An 11013-nucleotide genomic window follows, 5' to 3' on the forward strand; every position below is an offset into this window, starting at 1 on the left:
AATATGAGAAGTACGTGGGGGCGCCAGCGCTCAGATGCAAGTCGCACCCTGCAAACCACCGAGCTTATAAGGGACCGATAAGAGGCAGGGCTCATAAAAGATCGAACTCATAAAAGAAAGGGGGCCATAAGGCCCCCTCGCTAGGCAGATGCCTTTACGAACAGTATTACCCGTCCTTATTGGCAACCCGACTCTCTTCCTGCTTGGGCTCGTCTTCCTGCTTGGAGTAGATCAGCAACGGTTCGCTGTCACCGGAAATCACTGAGCTATCGATCACTACCTTACTTACGCCGTCGAGCGAAGGCACATCGTACATGGTCTCGAGAAGCACTGACTCCAGGATCGAACGCAATCCACGCGCACCGGTCTTGCGTTCCATGGCCTTGTGAGCGACGGCCCGCAAGGCTTCTTCACGGAAGTCGAGAGCGACGTCTTCCATCTCGAACAGGTGAGCATACTGCTTGACCAAGGAATTCTTGGGCTCGGTCAGAATCTGAACCAGCGCATCCTCGGTCAATTCGGTCAACGTCGCGATCACCGGTAGGCGGCCGACGAACTCGGGAATCAGCCCGAACTTGACGAGATCCTCGGGCTCCACGCCAGCGAGGATATCGCCGACACCCTTATTGCTCTCTTTGCTCTTGACGGAGGCGTTAAACCCAATGCCACCCTTCTCGGCGCGATCCCGAATCACCTTGTCCAAGCCGGCAAAGGCGCCGCCGACGATGAACAGGATATTGCCGGTGTCCACTTGCAGGAATTCCTGCTGCGGATGCTTGCGGCCGCCCTGCGGTGGAACGGAGGCTGTCGTACCTTCGATCAACTTGAGCAGTGCCTGCTGCACGCCTTCACCGGAAACATCACGAGTGATGGAAGGATTGTCCGACTTGCGTGAGATCTTGTCGATCTCGTCGATGTACACAATCCCGCGCTGCGCCTTTTCGACGTCGTAATCACACTTCTGCAACAGTTTCTGGATGATATTCTCGACGTCTTCACCGACGTAACCGGCTTCAGTGAGCGTGGTCGCATCGGCGATCGTGAACGGTACATTCAGCAACCGTGCCAAGGTCTCCGCCAGCAGTGTCTTACCGCTACCGGTTGGACCAATCAGCAAGATGTTCGACTTGCCCAGCTCGATATCACTTTTACTGCTACCGCGTAGACGCTTGTAGTGATTATAGACCGCAACGGATAGCACCATCTTGGCGCGATCCTGGCCAATCACATAGTCGTCGAGCGTGTTACGAATCTCTCGGGGTACGGGAAGACGGTCCTCATCGCTCTCGGCGTCGGCTTCCAGAACCTCCTCGCGAATGATGTCGTTGCAGAGATCGACACACTCGTCACAGATGTAGACAGACGGACCCGCGATGAGCTTGCGAACCTCATTCTGGTTCTTGCCACAGAACGAGCAGTACAGCAGCTTGCCGTTGTCGTCTTTGCCTTTACCGTCGGCCATTCGTGTACCTCGTCAGGACGACGGCGCCGCGCGCCGTCGTGTGAAACCTTGACTCAAACGCTATCAGGATACCGGGCGCTTATCCAGCATGGCGTCGATCAAGCCATATTCGACGGCCTGACCCCCGTCCATGAAATTATCACGGTCGGTGTCCTGAGCGATCTTATCGATATCCTGGCCAGTGTGGTCTGCCAGAATGCGATTCAGCTTCTGCCGAATGGTCAGAATTTCACGGGTATGGATTTCTATATCCGTCGCCTGCCCCTGATAACCCCCGAGCGGCTGATGGATCATCATGCGCGAATTCGGCAAGCAGAAACGCTTATCCTTGGCGCCACCGGTCAGCAACAGCGCACCCATACTGGCGGCCTGGCCGATACAAACGGTGGACACATCCGGCTTGATGAACTGCATCGTGTCATAGATGGACATGCCCGCCGTTACCGAACCACCCGGCGAATTGATATAAAGATGAATGTCCTTGTCCGGATTTTCGGACTCCAGGAACAGTAGCTGCGCCACGATCAGGTTCGCCGTGTAGTCTTCGACTGGGCCGACCAGAAAGATGACGCGTTCTTTGAGCAGACGCGAATAGATATCGTAAGACCGCTCACCGCGCGCGCTCTGCTCCACCACCATCGGGACCAGGCCACCGGCATTACGGATGTCGAACTCGTTGTGCATCGCGATTTCCTTACATCTGGTGATTGTCAGGCCCATCGACTCGCAACCCGGCCTGCGCCGGGTTGCTTCGCTTACCAAGCACCGATCATGCCTTGGAATCGCTTTCCTCAGCCTCGTCTTCTTCGGCGGCTTCTTCGGATTGCTGTGCGGCCTGCAGCACTTGCTCGTAGCTCATGCTGACGTCGTTAACCTGGGCTTGCTCGAGAAGCTTGTCAACGGCCTTGTCTTCGAGCACAGCTGACTTGATCTGGCCCTTGAGCTCATCATTTTGCATGTACTGCTCGATGACCTGCTCGGGCTGCTGATACTGAGTCGCGAGCTCTTCGGCGCGAGCACGAATCTCGTCGTCACTGGCATCGATTTCGTGCTGCTTGATGACTTCGGCCAACAGCAGCCCGACCTTGACACGCGTCTGGGCCTGGTCAGCAAACAACTCGTTCGGCAGCTGGCTGACATCGAAGTCTTCGCCAAGGCCGAACTGCTGCGCTGCCTGCCGCTTGAGCCCGTCGGTCTCCTGCTGGATCAGCGACTGCGGCACGGTGACGTCATTGGCCTTCTGGAGCGCGTCGAGAGCCTGCTGCTTGACGCGATTCTGGGCCGCCTGCTTGACCTCGCGCTCCATGTTCTTCTTGACCTCGGCACGGAACTTGTCGGCATCGCCGTCTTCCACACCGAATTCCTTGATGAACTCGGCATCGACTTCCGGCAGCGCCTTGGCAGAGACTTCGTGTACGGTCACCTTGAAGGTCGCTTCCTGGCCTGCCAGGTGCTCGGCTTGATAGTCGTCGGGGAAAGTCACGCTGATGCTTTTTTCTTCACCCGCCTTGGCGCCCACCAGCTGCTCTTCGAAACCCGGAATGAACCGGTTGGAGCCCAGCTCGAGCTCGTGGCCCTCGGCTGAACCACCTTCGAACGGCTCGTCGCCGAGATAGCCCTGGAAGTCGATCTTGACCTGGTCACCATTTTCGGCGCCACGCTCGACCGGTTGAAATGCTGCATGCTGACCGCGCAGCGTCTCGATCATGGTATCGATATCGGCTTCTGTAATGTCCGCCTGCGGACGTTCGATGGCCGTACCCTCGATGCTGTTCAGCTCGATCTCGGGGTAGATCTCGAGTGTCGCGACGAATTCCAGATCCTTGCCGGTCTGATCGACCGTCGGCTCGATCGACGGATAGCCGGCCGGATTCAGGCTCTGCTCAGTGATCGCCCGCACGTAGTGCTGACGCATGAGCTCGCTGACGACTTCGTTGCGCACGTCTTTACCGTAGCGCTGACGCACGACCGCCATCGGGATCTTCCCTTGACGAAAGCCATTCAGACGAACGCGCTTGGCGGTGTCTTGCAGGCGCGTGGCAACGGCTTCATCAACCTCGGCTGCCGGAACCTGAACAGTGATGCGACGTTCGATCTGGGATGTCGTCTCAACGGAAACTTGCATAGATGATCCTCTACCGACGGGGGCGTTCTGTGATTGCCACTCAAAAACTGTCATTTTTAAACAGGGAGCGATTTTATGAATCCCCATGCCCACTGGCAAGCGGACTAGCGGGATAAATGGTGCTAAAGGGGGCGAAATACAAGCCTGACGATGCAAAAATCGCCATGGGAGCGAAAACTACCCGATCAATGATACAGAACCGAGCATTCTATAGCGCTAGTCAAAGGAGGAAAACGGCGATAAAACGAAAACGCCAGGACCGAGGCTGAAAAAGCCGATCGAGGACCAAGAGCGCAGGAAAGAGCGACACGCGAGAAATGGGGTGGATGATGGGGATCGAACCCACGACCACCGGAGCCACAATCCGGGGCTCTACCACTGAGCTACACCCACCATTTCGAGAATCTAAAGCAGCGATCGGCAATGGGGTGGATGATGGGGATCGAACCCACGACCACCGGAGCCACAATCCGGGGCTCTACCACTGAGCTACACCCACCATACCGATACGACATCGACCGGGAACACCGATTTCACCTAAGAAGTGGCGCGCCCAGCAGGACTCGAACCTGCAACCTACGGCTTAGAAGGCCGTTGCTCTATCCGATTGAGCTATAGGCGCATTCCAATACCGGCTGCATTTCCACCGGCGCAATGCTGTCGACATGATGGTCGGGGTAGAGGGATTCGAACCCCCGACATCCTGCTCCCAAAGCAGGCGCGCTACCAGACTGCGCTATACCCCGTCATGCTGCTTTTTGCGCCCGATGACTCTACGAGCCCTTCGATGCGCTGCGTATTCTACGGATCATTTCTGTTAGGTCAAGCCTTTACGTGCACGGGACAGGGATTAAGACACTGGTTCGAATGCAGAAACCGGTCTGCTTTCGCACTTAGGGTTCGCGGCGCGTTGACTGCAACGCTGGGCATGAGAAAATCGCCCTCTTCGTTGGCCACCCGCCAGCACCTCAAAGACTCAGAAAGGAAAGTCGATGACCGCTCAGTTGATCGATGGCAAGGGCATTGCCGGCGCTATCCGCAGTCAGGTAAAAGCCGACGTGGAGCATCGAACCCAACGCGGGCTCCGTCGCCCTGGACTGGCCGTCATTCTGATTGGACATGATCCGGCCTCAGAGGTTTACGTCAGCCACAAGCACCGAGCCTGCGAGAATGCCGGCATCCTCTCGTATAGCCATCGGCTCGAGACAACCACGACGCAAGCGGAACTGGAGGCGCTGATCGATCGTCTGAACCATGATCAGGACGTCGATGGCATCCTGCTGCAACTGCCTTTGCCGGATCATCTAGACGCCAATCCGTTGCTCGAGCGCATTCGGCCTGACAAAGACGTCGACGGCTTTCATCCCTACAATCTGGGCCGTCTGGCGCAGCGATTGCCGCTTCTGCGACCATGCACACCCAAGGGCATCATCACGCTGCTGGAACATAGCCGGATTCCGCTGCGCGGGCTCGATGCCACTATCGTAGGCGCGTCCAATATCGTCGGCCGTCCCATGGCGCTCGAGCTATTGCTGGCCGGCTGCACCACGACGATCTGCCACCGCTTTACCCAAAGGCTGGAGCAAAAGGTCCGTCAGGCCGATCTTCTGGTCGTCGCCACTGGCAAGCCCGGCCTGATCGACGGCAACTGGATCAAACCTGGCGCTATCGTGATCGATGTGGGTATCAATCGTCAGCAGGATGGAACTCTCGTCGGAGACGTCGACTTTGCCACCGCCGCCGACCGTGCCAGCTGGATCACTCCCGTACCCGGCGGCGTCGGCCCGATGACCGTCGCCACGCTACTCCAGAACACGTTGCAGGCGGCCGAAATCCACGACGCACAATAACTTTTGGCAGCAGGAGTTCAGGTGGCGTCAAGGGTCCGAACGGGTTCGCCGCTGGCGCCCAACGCTGCACCGATTCAACGGATTCGCCCAATGAATCCATTCAGTGAAAGCCTTCAACGGACTCTTTTAACAGACCCTTTCAACGGACTATTGTATGCAGACTCTCGGCATCATCGGCGCCATGGAGCAGGAAGTCGCCCTGCTCGCATCCCAACTCGACCACGCGCGCACCGAGCACCATCCCGGCGGCACCTTTCACTGCGGGGATCGCCACGGCCTTCGGATCGTGCTGCTGCAATCGGGTATCGGAAAAGTCAATGCCGCGGTCGGTACCACCCAACTGATGACGCACTATCGTCCCGATGCCATCATCAATACCGGCTCTGCTGGCGGCTTCGGCGCGGCCATGGAAGTCGGCGACGTGGTCATCTCAAGCGAAGTTCGCCACCACGACGTCGATGTGACGGCGTTCGGCTACGACATGGGTCAGGTTCCCGGGATGCCGTCAGCCTTTGCCGCTGACCCAGACTTAATCGAAGCCGCCCGCGCCTGTATCGAAAGCCTCGGCAACCTGCGGGTCCACGAAGGACTGATCTGTACCGGCGACAGTTTCATGGCCGACCCAGCGCGGGTCGATACCACACGCGCCCAATTCCCGCAGATGCTGGCCGTGGAAATGGAGGCGGCCGCCATCGCCCAGACTTGTCATCTATTCGGGTGTCCGTTCGTGGTCATCCGAGCGCTATCCGATATCGCCGGAAAGCACTCCGATCTCTCCTTCGAATCGTTTCTGGAAAAAGCGGCGACGCACTCGGCCGAGATGGTCGATGCTATTATCGCCAGGCTGGCCGGAAAGTAACCGCAGCCGAACCATGCATTACGACGAAGAACCCNNGGGTTCTTCGTTGTCGACAATCGATTTCGACAAGATCGTATGATCACGCTTGCGGCGAGTCGAAACTCCAGCGGGTCCCCTCACGGGAGTCCTTGAGCACGATACCCAATGCCGCGAGCTCGTCACGGATCCGATCGGCTTCAGCGAAATCGCGAGCATTCTTGGCAGCCGCTCTCGCCTCTATCCGCGCTTCGACCTCTTCTGCGCTCAAGGAAAGCTCGTCTGCACCGGCCTTAAGGAATTCGGCCGGCGCGCGCTCGAGCAAGCCCAGCACGCTTGCCAGCCGCTTCAACTCCTGACCCAGCGCCCCGGCATGAACCGGTTCCGCGGCGCGTAGCCGATTGATTTCACGCGCCAGATCGAACAGCACCGACAGCGCTTCCGGCGTGTTGAAATCATCGCTCATCGCGGCCGAGAATCGCTCGGCGTAGATGCCCTCGACGTCACCATGAACCAACTCGAGACCGTCGAGAGCATGATAGAAGCGTTCGAGCGATTTGCGCGCCTCGCTCAACGACTCTGGTGCATAGTTGATCGGGCTCCGGTAATGACTCGCAACCAGTAGATATCGCACCACCTCCGGGTCATGAACTTCCAGCACCTCTCGGATGGTAAAGAAGTTGCCGAGAGACTTGGACATCTTCTCGTGATTCACGCGCACCGCGCCGGCATGCATCCAGACGTTGACATAGGGCTTGCCGGTCGCCGCCTCGCTCTGTGCGATCTCGTTTTCGTGGTGCGGGAACGTCAGATCCGGCCCGCCGCCATGAATATCGAAAGTATCGCCTAGGCAGCAGGTCGACATCGCCGAGCACTCGATGTGCCAGCCAGGACGACCTTCACCCCAGGGCGACGGCCAACTGGCCTCGCCGGACTTGGCCGATTTCCACAGCACGAAATCGAGCGGGTCCTCCTTGTGTTCGTCGACATCGACACGTGCCCCTGCCCGCATATCGTCGAGATTACGATTATTGAGCTTGCCGTAGCCGGTAAACCGACGGACGCGATAATAGACATCGCCGTTGACGGCAGCGTAGGCATAGCCGCTGTCGATCAAGCGCTCGATCATCGCCACGATCTGCGGAATATGGCCGGTAGCCCGCGGCTCCGCATCCGGACGTAGCACGCCCAGTCGCGCCTCGTCCTCGTGCATCGCTGCGATCATGCGCTCGGTCAACGCCGAAATCGACTCGCCATTTTCTTCGGCACGTTTCAGGATTTTGTCGTCGATATCGGTGATGTTACGGACGTAGGTCACATCCAGCCCGGTCTGGCGTAGCCATCGCGTGATCACGTCGAATGCCACCATCACGCGGGCATGGCCCAGGTGGCAGTAGTCGTAGACCGTCATTCCGCAGACGTACATTCTCACCTTGCCGGGCTCGATCGGTTCCAGCGTCGACTTGCGCCGCGTCAACGTATTGTAGATTTCCAGCGCGCTCATGCTCTCGTTACCTTAGCCCTGCTTCTTCTGAATCTTGGCCCAGCTATCCTTGAGCCCCACCGTGCGATTGAACACCAGCTTGCCATCGCGGCAGGCGTGACGATCGGCACAGAAGTAGCCAACGCGTTCGAATTGATAGCGCGCCTCGGGCTCGACGTCGGCCAGCGCCGGCTCGGCGATGCCTTCCACCGTCACCAGAGAATCGGGGTTGAGGTGCTCGAGGAAATCGGCGTCTTTATCGCGGTCCGGCGCTTCGTCCAGGAACAGGTTGTCATAAAGACGCACCTCTACCGGCACGCCGTATTCAGCGCTGACCCAGTGAATGACGCCCTTGACCTTTCGCCCTTCCGGATTCTTACCCAGCGTATCGAAGTCGACACTGCAGTGGAGAGCCTCGACTTCGCCATCGTCGCCCTTGATCACCTCGTCACAGCGGATGACGTAGCCGTTACGCAGGCGCACTTCCTTGCCCGGTGCCAGACGAAAGAACTTCTTCGGCGGCTCTTCCATGAAATCGTCGCGATCGATCCAGACTTCCCGGGTCAGCGGCATCCGGCGAGTGCCCATGTCCTCACGCGCCGGATGCCCCGCCACCTCGAAAACCTCCTCGTGATCCGTCGTCAAATTGGTCAACACGACTTTCAGCGGATTGAGCACGCACATCGCGCGCGGCGCATTCTCTTCGAGGTCCGAACGGATGGCGAAATGCAGCATGGCGATATCGACGACATTGGCTGCTCGGCTGACCCCGGTCATGTCGCAGAATTTGCGTAGCGATGCCGGCGTATAGCCCCGCCGACGCAACCCGGAAACGGTCGGCATGCGAGGGTCGTCCCACCCGTCGACCACGTTCTGGTCGACCAGCAGCTTCAGCTTGCGCTTGGAAGTCACCGTGTAGTTGACGTTCATCCGTGCAAACTCGGTCTGGCGAGGCTTGGCCGGCACCGGCAACTGTGCCAGAAACCATTCGTAGAGCGGGCGATGATCCTCGAACTCCAGCGTGCACAGCGAGTGAGTGATGCCCTCGATGGCGTCGGACTGGCCATGGGTGAAGTCATAGGAAGGATAAATCTTCCAGGCATCACCGGTCTGATGGTGTGTCGCATGACGAATGCGATAGAGAATCGGGTCGCGCAGATTGATGTTGGGTGCGGCCATGTCGATCTTGGCACGCAGAACCTTGGCACCCTCCTCGAACTCGCCCAGACGCATGCGCTCTAGCAGGTCGAGATTCTCGTCGACGCTGCGATCGCGATAAGGACTAGGACGACCCGGCTCGGTCAGTGTGCCGCGATACTCTCGGATCTCGTCCGGCGACAGATCGTCGACATACGCATTGCCCTCACGCACCAGATGCTGAGCCCAGGCGTAGAGCTGGTCGAAATAGTCGGAAGCAAAGCGCACCGCTCCGCTCCATTCGTAGCCAAGCCAATGAATGTCTTCCTGGATGGCATCGATGTAGGCCTGCTCTTCCTTGGCAGGATTGGTGTCGTCGAACCGTAGGTGGCAGCGGCCACCAAATTGCTCGGCCAAGCCAAAATTGACCCAGATCGACTTGGCGTGGCCAATATGAAGATACCCGTTGGGTTCCGGCGGAAAGCGAGTCACGATCGTCGTGGCCTGGCCCGACTCGATCTCGTTCCGAATCTGGTTACGCAGGAAATTCGGAGCCCCGTGCTGGCTGTCGACACCGGCGTTATGGCTTTCGATACCACCGTCGTCGCGCTTGGCGTTCGTGTTGCTTTCGACGCTCATGGAATGCAGGCAACCTCTGTAATTCGAATGTTCGGCCAACGGCGCTGCCTTTTGGCAGCACCCTTTTAACGGCAGGTTAACACGCGCGGACAGCGGTTTCTCCCGCCGCCCCAAAACCGCTATTATAGCGCGACGCGCGCAGCCGGCGGCAAGCCGGCCGCCACCTTTCCATCGCTCGAATCGCTCAGGATTTTCGATGATCGTTTTGCATACCAATCACGGCGCCATCACGCTAGAACTCGATTTTGACAAGGCCCCCAAGACCGCTGCCAACTTCGAGCAGTACGTCAAGGAAGGCCATTACAACGGCACGCTGTTCCACCGTGTGATCGACGGTTTCATGGTTCAGGGCGGTGGCTTCGACACGGACTTCGAGCAGAAGCCCACCCGGGCAACGATCGACAACGAAGCCGACAACGGTCTGACTAACCAGAAAGGCACGGTGGCCATGGCCCGGACGCAGGATCCGCACTCCGCCAGTGCCCAGTTCTTCGTCAACGTTTCCGACAACGACTTTCTCAACCACCGAGACAAAAGTCTTCAAGGCTGGGGCTACTGCGTATTCGGCCGCGTGGTCGAGGGCATGGACGTGATCGACAACATCCGCCAGGTCGCCACAGGACGCCGCGGCATGCACAGTGACGTACCCACGGAAGACGTCATCCTCGAACGCGCCGAAGTCAAATCCTGACTGCCCGTTCACTCGATGCCGACCGCCCAACGACAGGAAAGAATCGCCGTATGCAACTGCTGATCGCCGATCTCCATCTTCATCCTTCGCAGCCGGATATCGCCAAGGGTTTCATCGATTATCTACGCGGCCCGGCGCGAGAAGCCTCTTCGCTGACCATTCTCGGCGACCTGTTCGAAGCCTGGATCGGCGATGATTATCGCGGCGACTTCGAACAGCAGATCATCGACGAACTAAAAGCTTGCTCGGAGGCGGGTACCCGACTGGCGTTCATGCATGGCAACCGGGATTTTCTGATCGGCGAATCGTTTGCCGCCGACAGCGGCTGCGCCCTGCTGGAAGACCCCATGGAGGTAGAGTTGGACGGGCAGCGAGTGCTTTTGATGCATGGTGACAGTCTCTGTACTCGCGACGAAGGCTATATGGCCTTTCGCCGGCAGGCGCGGAATCCGGCCTGGCAGGCACAGATTCTGGCGATGCCGGTCGACGAACGCCTGGCGCTGGCCGGCAAGATGCGAGAGCAATCCGGCGAGGCCAATACCAACAAGGCGGAAGACATCATGGATGTCACCCCCGAGGCGGTCGTCGAGATCATGCAGCGTCACGACGTGAAGGTCTTGATCCATGGTCATACTCATCGCCCGGCGGTCCACGACCTCAGCGTCGACGGCAAACCAGCGAAACGCTACGTGCTTGGCGACTGGCGCCCCGACAAGGGCTGGCAACTAAGGGTGGAAGACGAGGTGCTGACGCTGGAATCATTTTCCCTTTAGCATCCGCACACACCGCCA

9 protein-coding genes and 4 tRNA genes are annotated in these 11013 nt (G+C 58.6%); 4 read left to right on the plus strand and 9 right to left on the minus strand.

The annotated features are described in order from the left end of the window. Positions 1-166 precede the first annotated feature (166 nt). The 7 genes from clpX to DOM27_RS12320 form a co-directional block, all read right to left on the minus strand. A complete protein-coding gene (gene clpX, locus DOM27_RS12290; protein ID WP_110656248.1) occupies positions 167-1462 on the minus strand; it encodes an ATP-dependent Clp protease ATP-binding subunit ClpX in 1296 nt (431 codons plus the stop codon). A gap of 63 nt (positions 1463-1525) precedes the next feature. After that, positions 1526-2146 carry an ATP-dependent Clp endopeptidase proteolytic subunit ClpP gene (clpP, locus tag DOM27_RS12295; RefSeq protein WP_110656249.1) on the minus strand — a complete coding sequence of 207 codons (621 nt, stop codon included), beginning with the start codon at positions 2144-2146 and terminating at the stop codon, positions 1526-1528. Positions 2147-2231: 85 nt separating this feature from the next. Further along, complete coding sequence (gene tig, locus DOM27_RS12300) at positions 2232-3587, minus strand: trigger factor (protein WP_110656250.1); 1356 nt, start codon at positions 3585-3587, stop codon at positions 2232-2234. A gap of 318 nt (positions 3588-3905) precedes the next feature. After that, positions 3906-3980: transfer RNA gene (locus DOM27_RS12305), tRNA-His, on the minus strand. Between the two features lie 31 nt (positions 3981-4011). Then, positions 4012-4086, minus strand: a tRNA-His gene (locus tag DOM27_RS12310). 46 nt (positions 4087-4132) lie between these two features. Then, positions 4133-4209 (minus strand) — tRNA-Arg (locus DOM27_RS12315). Between the two features lie 47 nt (positions 4210-4256). After that, a tRNA-Pro gene (locus DOM27_RS12320) sits at positions 4257-4333 on the minus strand. Between the two features lie 246 nt (positions 4334-4579). Between DOM27_RS12320 and folD the strand changes: the two genes are divergently transcribed. Both folD and mtnN read left to right on the plus strand, forming a co-directional pair. Further along, on the plus strand, positions 4580-5437 hold the full coding sequence (folD, locus tag DOM27_RS12325; protein ID WP_110656251.1) for a bifunctional methylenetetrahydrofolate dehydrogenase/methenyltetrahydrofolate cyclohydrolase FolD: 858 nt from the start codon (positions 4580-4582) through the stop codon (positions 5435-5437). Between the two features lie 154 nt (positions 5438-5591). Further along, complete coding sequence (mtnN, locus tag DOM27_RS12330; protein ID WP_110656252.1) at positions 5592-6296, plus strand: 5'-methylthioadenosine/S-adenosylhomocysteine nucleosidase; 705 nt, start codon at positions 5592-5594, stop codon at positions 6294-6296. Between the two features lie 79 nt (positions 6297-6375). Here the strand turns inward: mtnN and cysS are convergent, their stop codons facing one another. Together cysS and DOM27_RS12340 are read right to left on the minus strand one after the other, a co-directional pair. Further along, positions 6376-7767: a cysteine--tRNA ligase gene (gene cysS, locus DOM27_RS12335; RefSeq protein ID WP_110656471.1), complete on the minus strand. Its 1392-nt coding sequence runs from the start codon at positions 7765-7767 to the stop codon at positions 6376-6378. Positions 7768-7788: 21 nt separating this feature from the next. After that, positions 7789-9531, minus strand: coding sequence for a glutamine--tRNA ligase/YqeY domain fusion protein (locus DOM27_RS12340; RefSeq protein ID WP_110656253.1), 1743 nt, complete (start codon positions 9529-9531; stop codon positions 7789-7791). A gap of 196 nt (positions 9532-9727) precedes the next feature. Between DOM27_RS12340 and DOM27_RS12345 the strand changes: the two genes are divergently transcribed. Both DOM27_RS12345 and DOM27_RS12350 read left to right on the plus strand, forming a co-directional pair. Continuing rightward, positions 9728-10222 (plus strand): peptidylprolyl isomerase, encoded by a 495-nt coding sequence (locus tag DOM27_RS12345; RefSeq protein ID WP_110656254.1) that lies wholly within the window; start codon positions 9728-9730, stop codon positions 10220-10222. A 50-nt stretch (positions 10223-10272) separates the two neighbouring features. Continuing rightward, positions 10273-10995, plus strand: a complete 723-nt coding sequence (locus DOM27_RS12350) for a UDP-2,3-diacylglucosamine diphosphatase (RefSeq protein ID WP_110656255.1) — start codon at positions 10273-10275, stop codon at positions 10993-10995. Positions 10996-11013: the final 18 nt, after the last annotated feature.

The sequence above is a fragment of the Salinicola halimionae genome (assembly GCF_003206065.1).
Taxonomy (GTDB): Bacteria; Pseudomonadota; Gammaproteobacteria; order Pseudomonadales; family Halomonadaceae; genus Salinicola; species Salinicola halimionae.